We start from the raw sequence: 18,209 nt of genomic DNA, 5'->3' as shown, positions 1-18,209 counted from the left end.
CGCCAAGGCGCAGAGGGCGCGGAGAAGAGTTTGACTTTGCGCCTTTGCGCCTTTGCGTGAGGCTTTTACTTAATGGAAGCCTTCAAAGTAACTCGCCCTTGAGAACCATAAGCGACTTCATTGATATAAAGATTCGAGTCGCACAGTTCGGCAATAATATGTTCAGCCGATTTTTGTGCATCTATCACCGGACTCAAATCAATTGAGCGAGCAAATACTTTTGGCCATTCCCATCTCAAGGTTTTGGTGAGTCCGAATAAACCACCTGCGATCGCTCCATAATTAGTGTTATGCTCTAACCCAAATGCTCCATCTAAGCGCACCACTGTCAGGAAGGAACTGCGGGTGTAATTGGCGGTTTCGGTGAGGGATTTCTTCAGGTGTTTAGCTACAAAGAAGATGTGCTTAACTATCGCTTTGTCCTGTTCTACAGCCTGGGGATGGATGTGAATAAAGCTGCCAATTGTGCCAATATTAGTTGCGATCGCGGATAATTTGTGTTGGAGTAATTCTTCACTCATATCTGCGAGGGTGATGCGTTCTACGCCAGCAGGTAAGGGTGCTTGTTGAGCGATGATAGCTTGGGGGAAGCTTAATACTACTACTTTCCAACCGCGATCGCACAGTGTTTGGACTAGGTGGGAGGTGGTGAGGGAGCCATCATCTGTAATTAAGCAGATGTGTCCCTCTGGTAAACTGAACTCTAAGCTGTCTGGTAGTGGGAGGATTTTTAGTTGCGCGGGACGACGCGCAACGTTATCGATTACTTGGACTGGCTGGAAGTCCCAGTTAGAATCAGGCTTTTTTTTTTCACCCGCAACTAGGCGTTGCAGATACTCAACTATTTGACCGATGGTTCGCAAGTCACCCAAGTCTTCGACGTTGGGTTTGGGTAAGTTGGGATAGGTTTCTTGCATTGCTCCCAGAATTTCTACCCGTTTGATAGAGTCGATACCTAAGTCCGCTTCCATGTCCATTTCCAGTTCCAGCATCTCGACTGGATAGCCAGTTTTATCGCTGGTGATGGCTAGAAGTGTTTGGGCGATGTCTGCGTAATCTGTGGTATCTTCTACAGTTTCGACAACTGGAGTCTCAGCAATTACTACTGGTTCAGGTGCAGGTGCTACAGGAACTACAGGTATGGTAGTAGCGACTGGCATTTCTGGCGCTGCTGGGGCGGGTAACACTGCAACTCCGACACTAGGATTTCCCGAAGCATTAGATTGCAGATATGTAATGATGTCGCCGATGCTGCGTTTTTCTGCTAGTTCTTCTAAGTTGGGTTTGGGTAAGTTAGGATACATTTCTTGTAAACCACCCAAGATTTCCACCCGCTTGATGGAGTCAATACCCAAGTCGGCTTCCATGTCCATCTCTAATTCGAGCATTTCGACTGGGTAACCAGTTTTATCGCTGATGATAGCCAGCAGGTTTTTATCTAAATCGGAGATATCAACAGCAGGTGTAGCTACGATGGGTACGCTAATTACCGCCACAGGCTGAGGTGTAGGAATTTGGACTACTGGTGCGGGTGCAACTACTACAGGCTGGGGTGCAGGTGCGACTGGTGTTTCAATTACAGGCGCGGGAGTGAAAGCAACAGGCTGAGGTACGGGTGCAACTGGTGTCTCAATTACTGGCGTAGGTGCAACTGCTACAGCTTGAGGCGCTGGTGCAACTGGCATTTCAACAGGTTTAGCATAACCGTTACCATTGCCGTTTTTCGCTACAGGCTCAACTACTGGAGTTGGTGCAACAATTTTGGTGGTTGCAGGTACAGGTGCATCACTGACAGGAGTTGGTTCAACTGCGACACCGCCAGCAATCAACTGTGAATATTGCTGCTGAATGAGATTAAAGAAGTTTTTGGCGTATTCTACCTGTTCTAGAAGATATTGTTCATGGATGCGGAGGGTTTCACCTTGTTGAGAGTGAAACTGCATCATGCTGCGTTCGACACCTTCCATAACCACTAGCTTCAGTTGCGCTACCTCTTGAGAAGACTTGGCGTTAGCAAACAAAGCGTTTTGCTGCTGCATCAGTTGGAAGAATGCTTTAGTGTATTCCATCTGATGGTTGAGATACTGACCGTGAGTTTGTAAGTTATCAGATTGATTCTTTTGAAATTGGGTCAGCAGATACTCTAAACTTTCTAGCATTCGCTGGTAATTTACCAAGTTTTCAGGTGTTGGCATATCAGTTTCCTGGGCTAGTTGATTAGAAAGGATCGCAGAATTCATTTCTGGTTCTGGTGTTGGTTCTGGTTGAGTAAATTGAAGACTCACTCCTGAACTCTCTGAAACTCTTATTTCTTGGCGTTCTTGGCGCTCTTGGCGGTTCGTTTCTCCTAGAACTTCTTGAACACTACTTTCTTTGAGTGCTACAGTCTCAGAAAATTCCGGGGTAGCACTAACAACCGGTGCAGGCGCAGCAGGTAAAGAAACCTTATGTCCACTCTCCAACGCTTCCTTAAAACCGTTTCTAGTTTTCTCCGAAACGTAGTTAATCCCATTGAGACGCACACTCAAGGTTTTCTTCTTCTCAGCAGGTAATACAGGTTGAACTTGATAAGGGTCAAGATTCTTCAACTGCATCCCAATGACGCGCATTTGTACTGCTGCTTCCCGCAGAGAACGATCGCTGTTCTTCTGAGTGCTAGGATTCAAAGCGATGGTAAGATGAGGGCGATCGCCTAAAATATCCTTAACTAAGTTAGTCAGAATCCTTTTCGGCCCGAATTCCACAAAGCAAGCACCGCCAGCCGCGTAAATATTCTCAATTTCCTGTTTAAACAGCACCGAACTTGCCAGGTGTGTTTCCAGGATGCGCTGCATTCCGGTGGGGTCTTGGGGATAAGGCTTGCCAGTAACATTGCTGAAAACTGGAATTGTAGCGGTATTGAATTTAACTGATTTTGTGGCGATCGCAAAGGACTTCTGAGCGAAGGCAATTAGCGAAGTGTGGAAGGCTGCGGAAACTGGTAACTGTACAGCCGCATATCCCTGTTCTTGCAAAGTCTGACGCACTTTAGCGATTTCTGCGGTTGGCCCTGCTAACACTACCTGAGTCGGAGAATTGAAGTTAGCAATGGATACTTGCGGGAACTGCTTGAGTATAGGTTCAATTTTGTTGATGTCTTCTTTGACAGCCAACATTGTACCAGCGTCGTGGTCTGGGTCTTCTGGCGCTGCCATTGCTTGACCGCGAGATTTCACCAAGAACAAGTAATCTGCTTCACTTAATACACCCGCAGCCCACAATGCTGTTAGTTCACCAAAGCTATGTCCGGCAACGAAATCAGATTTAAACCCAGCTTTTTGCAGGATGGAATACAACCCAGCACTAAAGACACCAATTGCAGGTTGCGCGTATTCTGTGCGTTGAAGTGCTGCAACTTGAGCATTTTTCTCTGCTTCTTCAAATGTCGGGCGCGGGAAGACAATTTCTGAGAGAGGCTGCAAGTTATCTTTTAGCAACAAGCTATCCATGTAACCATGTAACCGTTGCATCTCAGGGAAGTTCATCACCAATTCCCGACCCATTTCTAGGTATTGGGAACCTTGACCAGAAAACAGGGCGACAACTTTACCGCCTAATTCCATCCCAGAGGCGCGGTAGTAAATACCTTGGGGATGTTCCCAAGATGCGGCTGCACCTTTGAGTTTCAACCAGTCGATACTGATTTGCAGCAACTTGCAAGCTTCTTGTAGGTTTTCAGCAACAAAACCAACTCTCGCCGCAGTTTGGGGAATTTCTAGTGATTGACTATCTTGCACCAACTGAGAAAAGTGTCTGTCGCCGCCTTCTGATTGCAACTTCCATAAATCTGCTTCACACTTGCTGAGTAGTTGCGCTGGGTTAGCCGCAAACAGCAGAATTTCCTGGGGTGTGCTGTGTATGCGGTAAGGTTTATTTTGTCCCGCTTCGTATTCTTCTAAAACTACGTGGTAGTTTGTCCCACCAAAACCGAAGGAACTCACACCCGCACGTCGTGGCGCGTCGCCTTCAGCACGTATCCAAGGTCTGGTTTCAGTATTGAGATAAAATGCCGAGTTGTTAATGTCGAGTTTGGGGTTCGGCTCAGTAATATTAATGGTTGGCGGTAAAATTTTGTGATGCAGTGCCAAAGCAGTTTTAATTAAACTTGCCGCACCCGCAGCTGCTTTGGTGTGTCCGATTTGGGATTTCACACTACCTAAAGCGATGTGCTGTTTTTTCTGGTCGTGTACCCCAAAGAAGTCTCTTAAAGAACCGAACTCAGTCGGGTCGCCAGCCATTGTACCAGTACCGTGGGCTTCCATCAGACCGACGGTAGCCGGAGAAAAACCAGCATCTTCGTAAGCGCGGCGTAAGGCTGTTACTTGCCCTTCTTTGCGGGGTGCATAAATACTCTTGTAGCGGCCATCGCTAGAAGTACCGATGCCTTTAATTACGGCATAGATTTTATCGTTGTCTCTTTCTGCATCTTCTAGACGTTTGAGAACAATCATCCCGATACCTTCACCCAGCATCATCCCATCAGATTTAGCATCGAATGGTTTCACACTTTCACTGGGAGAAACCGCCGGGGTTTTGCTGAAGGAGATGTAAGCCATGATGGTGTTATCTGTATCTACACCACCAGTCAGCATCATATCAGCGCGATGTTCGATGAGTTCGCTGATAGCTAATTTCAACGCACCGAAGGAACTAGCACAAGCCGCGTCAACTACACAGTTAATTCCGCCGAAGTTCAAGCGGTTGGCGATACGTCCAGCCACAACGTTAGCCAGCATACCAGGGAAAGCGTTTTCATCCCACTTGACGTAAGCGGCTTTAATTTTGTCAACGATTTTTTTGGTATCTTCGTCAGAAAGACCACTGCTTTTAAGAACTTTTTCCCAGATAGGATATTCTAAGCGTGCAGCTAGTGGCATTCCCAACTGTTTAGCCATCGCCACACCGAGAACTACCCCAGTTGTTTCGCGGCTAAACTCACGAGATTCACCATAGCCAGAATCTTCCATTGCTTCTTTTGCAACTACCAAACTGAGTAATTGCGAAACATCAGTTACTTCTAAAATGCTGGGCGGAATCCCAAATTCCATCGGGTTAAAATCAACCTCTGGAATAAAGCCACCGCGTTTACAATAAGTTTTATCTTCTGGGGTTCTGGGGTTGGGGTCGTAATAATCTTCTACGCTCCAGTGAGAGGGCGGAACATCAGTAATACAATCGATTTTGTTAATGATATTTTGCCAATATTCCCGCAAATTTCTGGCTTTCGCAAATAATGAAGCCATGCCCACAATAGCTATAGGATTTTGTTGCAGTTGTCTGTTAAGTTTGTTAATCGACATTGGTTTGTCTGTCGTCATCTTTTTTTCCTCTATATACCGAATCAAAGTTTTTTCACAACTGTTGATCTGGGCTTCTAATTCCGCCAAAGCAGTATCAATTGAATAAGCAGACATAGGACATAGACAGTTTTTAATTACTGTGGATTGTGAAGCTACAGTAGTCTTTGTTACCCATCAAAAATCATCTGTCTGTTGTGACAAGCAACTAGCTATCCTATGTATGAAGGCTAAATGCTTTTTTCCTAACAAACACTACACAATACAAATGAAGTACGAAACATTAAGTAAGTCGGGACAAACATCATTTTTTATTGCTTATTTGTCAGGTGTTTATTACTGCCGAATTACTTAAGAATGAAGTCTTTCACACTTCACACTTCATACTTCACACTTTTCCTGATATTGTGGTAGCAGGTCAATAACGTTGTTGAAACTGGTAAAATAATCTTGAAGCGCGTTAGCAGCTTGACCAGTAAATTCAAGCCATTCGTAATGGTAGAAGTTTTGTGTGATTGCATCCGGCTGGAACAATGGAAACTTAGGAGTAGCCATGAGGACAGAAACGCTTTTTTCTCCCAAGCTCGTTTGATTATCTAGCTTAACAGCAGCAACGTAGCTGGTATTAATGACAACGTTCTGTATCTTGATAAATGCCATAGCCAGTTTCAACGTCCAGGATAATATATTGTACGGAATTCGACCCAGAAAAGCTGACAAGTTCGTTACCGAAAGAACATCACCTCTACTTTAAATTTCACAGTAATTTGAAGAAATTAACCAACAGTTACAAGGTGATAGTGATGCGACTTTGTATAGTATGTTTCTCATCTTCAAGCACAATAAATGTGTTCTGTTTCCGTTGGGCTTTGAAGAGTTGAATTAATAAAAAGAATAGCACACTTCACATAAACTAAATCATTTCTTCAAGGGATTTTAAGAAAAGAATCTGGCTTTTAGTAGATGGCAATGTTAAACACAATATTGCATTCAAGTATATTTGCAAACTCATATTTAGTGGTTGTGCATTTACGCGATCGCTCTCCCAAATCCAAATACAGCTTAATTTCATAGCCATTAGCACCATCAGCATATTCCGTAGACAATCCATAAGCAAATACATGGGTATATATCCGATATTTTCAACGTAGCATCATAATTTGATTCGACTTTTTGATGAATTTTTAAAATAAGGCAAAAAACAACACCAATAAGTTAGGAATCAGCAAATATTAAAATTTTAGAAAGTACAGCATAAACAATACTTTGATGACATTTCACAAATTACAAACATTTGAGTGTTGAAATGTATATCTGCTAAAAACGTTACAGAAAATGAGGTGTTCCAGATCCCCGACTTCTTCAAGAAGTCGGGGATCTAACTTTGAATCAAATGGACGGCAAATCAAAAGCTCCTCCGTGGTTGGTGAGCGAAGCCGAACCACTGCCTTCTACTCATCAAACACTCACCATTTTTTTTGCTAACTTGCCAGTCAATTGCTGCCAGCGCATCACGCCGCGATTAACTAATTGCTGATTTTCATCGCCAATAAAACAGATGCGTCCCAACCTTTCACAAGTAGCCAATATTTCACCATTCCCCATAAATGGCGCAATGATAAAATTATTGGGACTGGTGTAGAAATTTATTAAATAATTGACAACACCTTCTATACCTTCTATGTGAATTGGTGATTGGGGTTTAGCGATCGCATGATGTGAAAAAATGCCTATATAAAGGTTATTTACTAACAACTCATATTGAAATGGCATTTTGTTATGTTTGTAAAAATCGTAAATTTGTCCTTCAGAACGGAGGACAGCCACAACCCTGGCTTCGTCTACTAAATAATTATGTTGCCATGTAGAGGATACAGTAGCGATCGCCAGTGCTGCATCTGAAGGTAACAAATTCCGAAACTGTGAAGTGTAAGTATCGCCACAATAAACCAAATGTCTTCCCAACATCCATTCTTCACCAACTTTTATGGCGGGTTCTACATTGGCTTTGGTTTGCTCAATTGCTTGTTCTACCTGGCGTTGCACCTTTTTGATGGCTAATTTCGCTTCTTTCTCCGCCATAGCACTTTTAAAAGCTAATATCTGTAACTCTTTTTGCTTTTTGTTAGCTTCTGCAATTAATTGTGTTTGCTGAATAATTGCTGGTTCATCTCCCTGTTTTTGGGCCAATTCCAAAGCTTTTTGTGCAGTTTCGGCTAAACTGCGTTCTTCGCTACCAGCCCTGGCAATTTTCAGTAGTATTGTAGGACTGTCAGCTAGAGATGTACCTTTAATCATCTGTTTCACATCTGGATGGATACTTTTAGCGATTTGCTTTCCATGTTGAAAAGTACGCTCAGAGTATCCAACTTCCTTCGCCAACTCGATGGTTCTTTTAGGTGGTGAAATGGTTGCACCACCTTTGAAGGTATGTTGGTTATCTCCAGCTTTCGCCCGTAACCCCATCCGCTCTAAAATCTGGTCACGCTCTAACCACAGTTCTGAACGCTCCAAGGGTTCTAACTCATTGCGAATCAGGTTTTCGTCAATTTCTGCCAGCCGCGCTTGGTCAGCATCTTGATAGTTAACAACATTACATTCGATGGTTTCTAACCCCAAAAGCTGACAAGCTGTGAGGCGATGCAAACCAGCAACCAAGGTCAAATTCTGATCTACCGTGATGGGGTTGAGTAAACCATTGGCTTTAATTGATTCTTTTAACTCACTAACTTTATGAGCATTAACAGGACGGCGGTTAGCACCTATATGAATTTGATCGATAGCAATAACAGGCATAATTACTGTTTTCATATAAGTTCAGTTAAAACAACCAAGATAACACGCGAAGTCAATTTCACACATTTTATTTAGTGAGTTGAAATCTAGAATTTTGTTCCTGAAATTTAGGAGAATGCAGCACCTCGACTTACCTCGACTTCTCCTGACGGAGACGCTGCGCGAACGCTCGGTACAAGTCGCTCGGCGACCGGAGGCAGAAGGTGAAAGTATTACTATTTGTAGCATTCATGTTTTTCAATTTTTCTCACCTGTCTGGCAATAGCTATCTATACAATGTATTTGAAATTACACAATTTTGGTAAAAAATAATCATGAAAATAATTGTTAAAATTTATCCCTATTCCCTACTCCCCATTCCCCACTCCCAAGCACATAGCTGAGTCATTAAAAGCTAACTTAAGCAATGCCAATCGGTTGACAAGAGTAAACAATTTTGCAATAATTGGACACAGTTTATCCAGATTTTCTAAACGCTTCATTTGAGGAAAACTAAATTTTTGGGTTAGCGTTATCGTAATTTAGAATACTGGATTTGATAGGAAATTAAGTTAAAACTGAGAAAGATTTAGAGTACAGCCTTCTGTTAGTTATCCGCACAATTAATTATCAAGATTGGTGTAAAGGCGTACAACAAGTATGAAGTATGAAGTGTGAATTATGAAATAGGGAGTAGGGAGTAGGGAGTAGGGAGTGGAAAAGATAGGAGAAATATAAATTATTCTTTCCTCCTACCTTCTGACTCCTGAATGCTTACATTTTCAGACTTTATTTTTCAGCTTAATTATCAGTCATTTCGGCTGTTCCCTGGCATAGCACGATTGGAATAAAAATATGGCACTAAAAAGATACGGCCACTTGTTTACAAAACCCTTGAGTCGGTGGCAAATAATTTTGGCAGCTTCTATTACTGTAGCTGTGGCTGGGCTAGGAACTTTTTACACTGTTGCACCAAAATCAAACCGTGTCGCAGTTCATACCACTCAAGCAACAACACCAAAACCCGCGCCTGTAAAAGTTGCAGTCACCGCTTTAGGACGTTTGCAGCCAGAAGGTAAAGTTACTTATTTGTCTGCGCCTAATTCTATCAACGGTGTGCGTGTGGAAAAGCTGTTGGTCAAAGAAGGGGATGAAGTCAAAGCTGGGCAGGTATTGGCATATTTAGAAGATTATAATCGTGCCACAGCCGCTTTACAACAATCCTTAGATAAATTACAAGTTGCCAAAGCTAAATTAGCACAGGTAAAAGCTGGGGCAAAATCTGGAGATATCGAGGCGCAAAAAGCCAGCATTGCGAATTTAGCATCTCAATTAAAAGGAGAAGTTGCCACACAACAAGCAACTATTAACCGCATTAAAGCTGAAGTAGATAACGCTCAAAAAGAAAACGATCGCTATCAGCAATTATACAAACAAGGTGCGATCGCGGCTTCTGTGGCAGACAGCAAAGCTTTACAACTCAAAACCGCCCAGCAACAACTTACCGAAGCGCAAGCGGCGCTGACTCGTACCCAAAACACTCTACAAGACCAACAAAAAGAAGCGCAAGCCAGACTCAGCAGTATTAAAGAAGTACGTTCTGTAGATGTTGAAGCCGCGCAAACAGAAGTTAAAAGTGCTGTCACAGCAATTAAACAAGCCAAAGCTGACCAAGAATTAACATACATTAAAGCTCCCATTGACGGTAGGATTCTCAAAATTCATGCCAAAACTGGCGAAGTTATCAATACTTCTGGTTTTGCAGAAATCGGTAAGATATCACAAATGTATGTAATTGCAGAAGTGTATCAAACCGATATTCAAAAAGTACGTGTCGGTCAAAAAGCATCAATTACTAGTGCTGCATTTACTGGAAAATTGCAGGGAACTGTGAAAGAAATTGGTTGGCAAGTTGACAAACAAAGCATCTTTAGTCTCAACCCCAGGTCTGATACCGACCGCAGAATTGTAGAAGTCAAAATCTCTATTGATAACCCCGCAGATAGTCAAAAAGTAGCTCGGATGACAAATCTGCAAGTGGATGTATCTATTCAAATTTAGTCAACAATCAAAAGTTAATAGTCAATAGTCAACATAACAAATGACTAATGACTAATGACAATTAACAAATAACAAATGAATCCATGAATTTCAAGATTCCTTTAGCATGGCTACAGCTTGCCCAACAAAAGATTCGTTTTGTCGTTGCTGTAGCCGGAATTGCTTTCATTGTGCTGCTAATGTTTGTCCAGTTAGGGTTTCAAGATGCACTTTATTCTAGTGCAACTGCAGTACATCAAAGCCTACGCGGGGACTTATTTTTAGTTAGCGCACAATATAAGTCTTTGACATCTAATCAAAGCTTTTCTCGCACTCGTTTATATCAATCTTTGGGGTTTGATGGTGTTGAATCTGTTAGCACCATGTACTTGCAATTTGCCAAGTTAAAAAATCCCGTCAATGGTGAGAAATATTCTATTTATGTGATTGGCTTTGACCCAGGAAATCCGGTACTAAATATCCCAGAAATTGAGCAGAATTTGGACAAGCTCAAAATTCCTGATGTCATGCTATTTGACCGCGATTCTCGTCCAGAATTTGGGCCAATTGCTGCGAATTTTGATAAAGGAGATACTGAACAGACAATTGAAATCTTTCCTTTTGATGGGCCAATTGGCTATAACGTACGAGTCGGGGGATTATTTAGCTTAGGCCCTTCCTTTGGTGTAGATGGAAACTTAATTGTCAGCGACTCAACTTTTTTGCGGATAAATCCCAATACTCGCCCAGCAGAAAAAATCGACATCGGCATAATTACTCTCAAGCCTGATGCTGATAAAGAAAAAGTTTTAAAGAGTTTACAAGGCAATTTACCAAATGATGTTCTAGTTTTTACTCGTCAAGGCTTTATCAACTTTGAGAAACAATATTGGGCAGATAGAACACCGATTGGTTTTATTTTGAATCTAATGTTAACAATGGCTTCTGTGGTAGGTGTGGTGATTGTTTATCAAATTCTCTACAGTAATATTGCCACTCAATTTATTGCTTATGCGACATTAAAAGCCATTGGTTATCCCAACTCTTATTTGTTAAAGGTGGTATTTCAACAAGCGTTAATCTTGGCATTTCTCTCATATATTCCCGGATTTTTCACTTCCATAATTTTGTATGACTTTGCAAGGGAAGCAACAAAATTACCCATCATGATGAATGCGACAAATGCCTTGATAGTGTTTATCTCAGCAGTCTTGATGTGTATTACCTCTGGCGCACTTGCAATTAATAAATTGCGTTCTGCTGACCCGGCAGATATTTTTTAGGGAGTGGGGAGTAGGGAGTAGGGAGTAGGGATTAAATAGGGTTTTCACTTTTCTAATTCTTTTTATCTAGTACAGTTCGGCGTAAATAAACCGACCATAAGGAATTACTAAAAAGCTTGTGGTATCACTATTCTTTCTTTTTCCTTTTGACCTTTTACTTTTGCCTTTTTGTACTAGCCCCTAACCCCTCACATTAAACATTCAAACTTTAGTAAAATAATAACCCCTGATGAACTTACAAAACAAAACTCTCCTGATTACTGGGATTGATGATTTTATCGGGTTGCGTGCAGCCGAGTTAGCCATAGCGCAGGGAATGAAAGTGCGCGGGTTGCAAAGTTCTAGCGATCGCAAGATACCACAAAATCTGAATGTAGAAGCGATCGCTGGTAACATTACCGACCCCAAAATTGCCCAAAAAGCTTGTCAGGGAGTAGATATTGTTCTCCACACAGCACAACTCACCCAAGAAGCTGGCCCCATCAAAGAGTTTCGGGAAATCAATGTTAACGGTACTCTCAACATCGCAAAAGCTGCCAAAAGTGCTGGTGTAAAAACCTTCGTCCACCTCTCCAGTGCGATGGTATATGGCTTTGATTATCCCGATGGCGTAAGCGAAACTGGCCCTTTATCTGGTGATAATAATCCTTACTGTCAGACCAAAATCGAAGCCGAACAAGAACTTTTACCCCTAAACTCTCAGCCAGACTTTGGTGTGATTGTAATTCGTGCTGGTGATGTTTATGGCCCTGGTTGTATACCTTGGATCATTAGACCACTTTTGATGATGCGTCAAAAGCTATTTGCTTATGCTAACGATGGTCAAGGAGTTATCAACCATTTATATATAGATAATCTGATTGATGCTATCTTTTTAGCCATTCAAAAAGAAGCTTACGGCGAAGTTTTTAACATCACCGACGGTCAACAAACTTCTTGGAAAGAGTATTTCATGCGCTTGGCTGCAACTGAAGGTTTACAGGCTCCGATGTCTGTACCAAAAGATGAAATCAAACTATTTCTCAAAATCCGCAGTCAAGGACAAAAACTATTTCGTAAAAAAGCTGATATTCTCCCAGAATCAGTTGATTTTATGACCCGTCCCTATGCTTATTCTATCGCTAAAGCCCAAACCTTATTAGATTACAAACCCAAAATTGACCTAGAAGAAGGCTTGCGTAGAACATCAGAATGGGTGCAGAAAACAGATATCCAAAAACTAGTTAAGTAGTGTAATCGGCTATCATCTACTTAATTTTTTCACGAACCGCCAAGAACGCCAAGGACGCAGAGTAAATAATCCAGAGATTAGGTAGAGACTTAGCGTACCTCCGCGTTAACCTCAGCGCACCTCTGCGTTAAAAGATAAACATTACCTCTTCATGAATCATCATGCGTAAAATTGCACGTTGGTCTTACTTTGTGCTTTCTTCTTTAATCAGCATTTATTGTATTAAACCCGTAACCGCAGAACAAACTGCAACACTTACTATTGTAGTCAAAAATGTTCGCCATCAAAAAGGTGATGTGTGCTTCCGCATTTACGCTGGGGAAAAAGGATTCCCGATGAGTGATAAAAGTGAAGTCCAAAGCGGTTGCGCCAAAATTACAGGTAACACTGTAGTTAAAAAATTCTCTGGTTTAAAACATGGTACTTATGCAGTAGCAATTGTTGACGACCAAAATGGCGATCGCAAATTAAATACAGACTTCTTCGGTATCCCTAAAGAAGGCTTTGGTATTTCTAAAAATCCTACTGTTTCTGTGCAAACAGGTACACCAAAATTTCGTGACGCTAGTTTTGTCGTTAACAAAAACACCAGCATCAATATTGTCATGAAGTATTCACTTGATCCATAAGGGGAGAGAGGGGACAAGGTAGACAAGGGGACAAGGTAGAAACTATGTTTGTCGCCCTTGTCTCCCCCCTCACCCTTGTCACCCTTGTCTCCCCCTTCCCCCCTCACCTCAACTCCTCCTCACATCTCAATTACATGGAAGCATTTACGATATTCCTGTCTAAGTCTTTGCTGGGTTGGCTGGCTATTCAGGTGTGTCTAGCACTTGTTTTCTTGTTCTACTTGCGCCTCAGTAAAAGAAGCTCATTAGCAGATGAGCAGCTACCCAAAACGGCGGTAATTCTTTGTTTACGTGGAGCCGATCCGTTTTTACCGGAATGTTTGCGATCGCTTCTCACTCAAAATTATCCACAATATACTTTAAAACTAGTTGTCGATAGTCAAACAGATCCAGCTTGGCAAATAGCCCACGACACTATCAGTCAACTAGGCGCAACTAATGTTGATATCAGCTATTTAAGGGTGATTCGCCACAATTGCAGCCTCAAATGCAGCGCCCTTTTGCAAGTTTTTGCCGAATTAGATGATACTTACGAAGTTGTGGCTTTTGTGGATGCTGATACGGTAGTCCATCCCGACTGGTTGCGAGAATTAGTTAGCCCTTTATCTCATCCCAAAGTCGGCGCGACAACTGGTAATCGTTGGTATGTACCAACTGGTAAATATTGGGGTTCGGTAGTCCGCTATGCAGGTAATGTTTCTACAGTTGTGCAGATGTTTTTATTTGGTATTCCTTGGGGCGGTACTTTAGCCATCAAAACACAACTACTGCGCCAAACCGGGATACTGGATATGTGGGGTAAAGCCTTAAATGAAGACTTGATGATGCACAAAGTTTTGAAAAAACACGGAATGCAAATCAAGTTTGTACCTTCTTTGATGATGTTAAATCGGGAAGAATCTGATTTACTCGGCTTAATAGATCATCTCAAACGAATGTTTTTATACTCTCGACTTTATCATCCGCAATGGATAGCTATAGTTGGGGATGTAATTTCTAGTATTTTATTTCCCGCCATCACTATTGTTTTATTACTAGCCTCTTTGTGGGATGAAGAATGGCAAACCGCCGCCTTATTATTTCGCTCTTATAGCATCTACACCCTGGGGCTACTTTTACTCATGTTGACATTAGAGATAGGAGTCAGACCAGTAATTTTAAATCAAGGTCAGTCAGTGACAAAATTATCCATCGGCACAGTATTAAAAATGTTGATTGCCATCCCGTTAACACAATGGGTATATGGTTTAGCATTACTTACTTCTTTGGTCAGATCAACTGTTAAATGGCGGGGTGTGATTTATCGTGTCCAAGGGCCTTGGAATATCCGTTTAGTGGAATACCAAGCTTATGATTTTTTGGATCAACCGATAGATAGCAAAATATCTTTGTGAGTTAAAAGGGGCTAGTGCAATAAGGCAAAAGTAAAAAGTCAAAAGGAAAAAGAAAGAATCGTGATACCACAAGTCTTTTAATAATTACCGATGATCTATTTATTTACGCCAATCTGTACTAGAGTTTTAATCGCCAATCATCAGATCCCCGACTTCTTAGAGAAGTCGGGGATCTAAAAGTCCAAAATCCTAACAAACTCTGTGTAAATCCTGCGTCAGTTGACTGTTATTTTTCATGAGTCACAAAAGCTATTTATAGCTTGTCTTTCAGATGCAATTGCGTAGGGTTTCTCAAACATGAATGAGTTAATAATATTTTTGTCTCGGTGCTTGTTGAGTTGGTTAGCTGTTCAAGTGTGTTCGGTGTTGGCGTTGTTGTGGTGTTTGTCTTCACGACCACAAGATCCATTACTAGATGAAGAACTGCCAAAAACAGCAGTAATTCTTTGTTTGCGTGGTGCTGATCCGTTTTTACCAAATTGCTTGCGATCGCTACTTCATCAGAACTACCCTAACTATAATTTGAAGTTGGTTGTGGATAGCATCGACGATCCAGCATGGCAAATAGCCCACAATACTATCAATGAACTAGGAGCGACTAATGTTGATATCCAACCACTCAAAATAGTTCGTCATAGTTGCAGCCTCAAATGTAGTTCTTTGATTCAAGCTGTCTCAGAACTCGATGAGTCTTACGAGGTTGTGGCTTTAGTTGATGCTGATACAGTTGTGCATCCCAATTGGTTGCGGGAATTAGTCACACCTCTCAATAACCCGAAAGTCGGTGCAACTACAGGGAATCGTTGGTACCTTCCAACAGGTAGATATTGGGGTACTGTAGTCCGTTACATCTGGAATGTTTCGGCACTTGTACAGATGTTTCTTTATGGCATTCCTTGGGGTGGAACTTTAGCAATCAAAACCTCTGTACTTCATCAAACTGGACTGTTAGATAAGTGGAGTCAAGCTTTTGGCGAAGATACGATGATTCGTAGTGTTTTAGGTAAGCATAAACTTAAAGTTCAGTTTGTGCCTTCTTTGATTATGTTGAATAAGGAAGAGTGCGATTTACCGAGTTTAAGATACTGGTTTCAACGTCAATTGTTATCTTCTCGCTTGTACCATCCTTTATGGATAGCTGTAGCTACTGATGTGATTTTCACAATCATGCTACCGAATCTTTTATTGCTAGTATTTTTCGCAGCTTTGTTAATTGGAGAAGGAGACAGCGCCAACTTAGCTTTGAGTTGGTATGTCAGTTATATGTTGGCTTTAGTGATGCTGATCCTCTTTTTAGAGTTAGGAGTACAGCCAGAAATTCGCGCTCAAGGTCAACAAGTAACAAAACTTTCCGCAGCCGTAATTGGGAAAATTGCAATAACTTTGCCCTTCACACAATGGATTTATGGGTTAGCTATGTTAGCATCGTTTCAGATGCCCACAGTTCATTGGCGTGGCGTGACATATCAAGTTCAAGGCCCTTGGAATATCCGTCTTGTAGAATATCGTCCTTATCATTTACAAGATCAGCCAAGCGATCGCAAAGTTTCTCTCTAACATTCAGAAGTCAGAAGTAATCTTCATACTATTCAGCACTCGGCAATGAGTGTGAAAAGAAGCTGATTTATTAATCCTTCTGACTTCTGACTCCTGAATTGTGCTTTCAGGAATTTCTCTAGCAATGCGTAAATCCTCAAATTAGCGTTTTGCGGTGTGAGCCAGAATTTTATAGCAATCCTATCTGATTTGTGATACCAATTCTATGTGAGACTGCATTTAATCTTTTATCTCGTCTTCCTTTGTGTCCTACCCTTCTCCTGACGGAGACGCTGCGCGAACGGGAAGCCGCTATCGCATCTATGCGACCTTTGTGGTTCGTTCTCTAATTCAGTGCATCTTAATACAGAATTGCTATGAGGAGTCGAGTATCTTTTTCCTCACAAACGATGAAACTCCGAGAAAAATTAACAAACTAACTAAAATCATGAAAAAGCAACAGCTACGCATTGCACTGTTTACAGGATTATACTCTCCTTTTCTGACAGGAGTTTCCGTTGCAGTCCATCAAAGAGTTCGCTGGTTGCTACAACAAGGACATGAAGTTTTACTTGTCCATCCAGAAATCAACAATAAGTATCCCAAAAAAGTGAGCGATCGCCCCATGCCAGGGCTAGATGAGTTAAAATCTTTTCCGACTTTTTCTTCATACAAATTCCCCACAGAGCCTTTAATCTTTTATAAGTCTCTTCCCCAACCATTAAATTATCGTCATTGGAGTGATAATAAACTACTAAAACAATTTCAACCAGATATTATTGTGGTTGAAGAAGCAGCCCAAATGCGAGGAGTGTATTCAGCCTTTTTACAAGGTTATGGTCGTCCTGTTGGAGTAGGATATGCAAAAAAAACTCATACTCCAATTGTTTCAGTTTTTCATACTGATATTGTTGCCTACATTAAATATTATTTAGGCGATACATTTTTCAACTTCCTGCGCCCGATTATTCCTCTGATAGTTAAACAGTTTAGTGAATCTTACGATCTGAATTTATTTTCTTCTAAAGAACAGCTTGTAAAATATCAAAACCTCCAATGTAAACGAAGTGAATATCTTCCCTATCAAGGAATTAATTGCGAAAAATTTCATCCCCAAAATATCATTCATAATCCAATACCGAATGATAATCGTCCGACATTACTCTTTGTAGGACGTGTGACAGCCGAAAAAAATGTGCCTCAATTAATAGATGCTTTTCCAATAATTGCCGCTAAAGTTCCTGATGTGCATTTAGTGATTGTTGGTAGCGGCCCCTTAGATGCCGAAATTCGTCGGCGTGCAGCAAAATTTGGTTCTGGTATTACTATCTGGGGTGAGTCACACGGTACAGAACTTTTAGGTTGGTTTGCGCGTGCAGATATATTTGTCAACCCTTCAGTAACAGAAAACTTCTGCACCACAACTAACGAAGCCTTAGCTTCGGGAACTCCTGTAGTAGCCGTAACTGCACCTTCAACATCAGAACAAGTATTTCCTGGTCAGAATGGCTTTTTAGCAGAACCAAATAACCCCAGAGATTTTGCTCAAAAGGTAATCGCTATCCTAGAAAATCCTGAACTCAAAGCCGCAATGAGTGAACAAGCTCGTCCTTCTATTCTTCAGTATGATTGGTCTGCTTGTATGGAGAAGTTTGAGGCCAGACTTTACGAAGTGGTGGAAACTTCCCAACCACGAAAACCTACAGTTGTGGGATAACTTGACTATCACTCTAGTAGTTCACCAACCCAATATTGCTGTGTAGACCCTGCAAGGGAGCAGGGGAGCAGGGGAGCAGGGGGGAATGAAGGTACTCTCTCCCCTGCCCCTCTGCCCCTCTGCCAGCCACCACGCAAAGTTATCTTGGCAGACTACTAGTGGTCTGGCAACTCAACTTTGCCGGGTGAATGCAGATTTTGGTAAGCTATTTGAAGTGTGGCGGTGAATAGCATAATGGTAAAGAAGTATACAGTAGATTTGAAGACAG

The 18,209-nt window shown here is 41.7% G+C and carries 12 protein-coding genes; 8 read left to right on the top strand and 4 right to left on the bottom strand.

The genetic code is table 11. The features are described 5' to 3' along the window. Window positions 1-65 precede the first annotated feature (65 nt). The 4 genes from H6G79_RS23415 to H6G79_RS23400 all read right to left on the bottom strand — a co-directional run bounded on the left by H6G79_RS23415 (window position 66) and on the right by H6G79_RS23400 (window position 8,132). A complete protein-coding gene (locus tag H6G79_RS23415) occupies window positions 66-5,453 on the bottom strand; it encodes a type I polyketide synthase (protein WP_190592284.1) in 5,388 nt (1,795 codons plus the stop codon). A gap of 264 nt (window positions 5,454-5,717) precedes the next feature. Continuing rightward, entirely contained in the window at window positions 5,718-5,996 is a 279-nt protein-coding gene (locus H6G79_RS23410; protein ID WP_190592283.1) for a hypothetical protein, read from the bottom strand. A gap of 296 nt (window positions 5,997-6,292) precedes the next feature. Next, entirely contained in the window at window positions 6,293-6,442 is a 150-nt protein-coding gene (locus H6G79_RS23405) for a hypothetical protein (protein WP_190592282.1), read from the bottom strand. A 352-nt stretch (window positions 6,443-6,794) separates the two neighbouring features. Next, window positions 6,795-8,132 carry a ParB N-terminal domain-containing protein gene (locus tag H6G79_RS23400; RefSeq protein WP_190592335.1) on the bottom strand — a complete coding sequence of 446 codons (1,338 nt, stop codon included), beginning with the start codon at window positions 8,130-8,132 and terminating at the stop codon, window positions 6,795-6,797. A gap of 115 nt (window positions 8,133-8,247) precedes the next feature. Here H6G79_RS23400 and H6G79_RS23395 point away from each other — a divergent pair, with 115 nt between their 5' ends. From H6G79_RS23395 to H6G79_RS23360, 8 genes are all read left to right on the top strand, one after another. Beyond that, window positions 8,248-8,397 (top strand): hypothetical protein, encoded by a 150-nt coding sequence (locus H6G79_RS23395; RefSeq protein ID WP_190592281.1) that lies wholly within the window; start codon window positions 8,248-8,250, stop codon window positions 8,395-8,397. Window positions 8,398-8,966: 569 nt separating this feature from the next. Next, window positions 8,967-10,172: an ABC exporter membrane fusion protein gene (locus tag H6G79_RS23390; RefSeq protein WP_190592280.1), complete on the top strand. Its 1,206-nt coding sequence runs from the start codon at window positions 8,967-8,969 to the stop codon at window positions 10,170-10,172. Window positions 10,173-10,255: 83 nt separating this feature from the next. Beyond that, entirely contained in the window at window positions 10,256-11,434 is a 1,179-nt protein-coding gene (devC, locus tag H6G79_RS23385) for an ABC transporter permease DevC (RefSeq protein WP_190592279.1), read from the top strand. A 229-nt stretch (window positions 11,435-11,663) separates the two neighbouring features. Beyond that, the gene (locus H6G79_RS23380; protein WP_190592278.1) at window positions 11,664-12,665 is read left to right on the top strand and encodes an NAD(P)-dependent oxidoreductase; all 1,002 of its coding nucleotides are present in this window, start codon (window positions 11,664-11,666) and stop codon (window positions 12,663-12,665) included. 161 nt (window positions 12,666-12,826) lie between these two features. Then, entirely contained in the window at window positions 12,827-13,294 is a 468-nt protein-coding gene (locus H6G79_RS23375) for a DUF2141 domain-containing protein (RefSeq protein WP_190592277.1), read from the top strand. A 134-nt stretch (window positions 13,295-13,428) separates the two neighbouring features. Further along, window positions 13,429-14,688: a glycosyltransferase family 2 protein gene (locus H6G79_RS23370; RefSeq protein WP_190592276.1), complete on the top strand. Its 1,260-nt coding sequence runs from the start codon at window positions 13,429-13,431 to the stop codon at window positions 14,686-14,688. 297 nt (window positions 14,689-14,985) lie between these two features. Next, window positions 14,986-16,245 (top strand): glycosyltransferase family 2 protein, encoded by a 1,260-nt coding sequence (locus H6G79_RS23365; RefSeq protein WP_190592275.1) that lies wholly within the window; start codon window positions 14,986-14,988, stop codon window positions 16,243-16,245. Between the two features lie 427 nt (window positions 16,246-16,672). Further along, on the top strand, window positions 16,673-17,941 hold the full coding sequence (locus H6G79_RS23360) for a glycosyltransferase (protein WP_190592274.1): 1,269 nt from the start codon (window positions 16,673-16,675) through the stop codon (window positions 17,939-17,941). Window positions 17,942-18,209: the final 268 nt, after the last annotated feature.

The organism is Anabaena sp. FACHB-83, from assembly GCF_014697485.1.
In the GTDB taxonomy this organism is placed as follows: domain Bacteria; phylum Cyanobacteriota; class Cyanobacteriia; order Cyanobacteriales; family Nostocaceae; genus Nostoc_B.
This window is presented reverse-complemented; position numbering and strand designations above follow the sequence as displayed.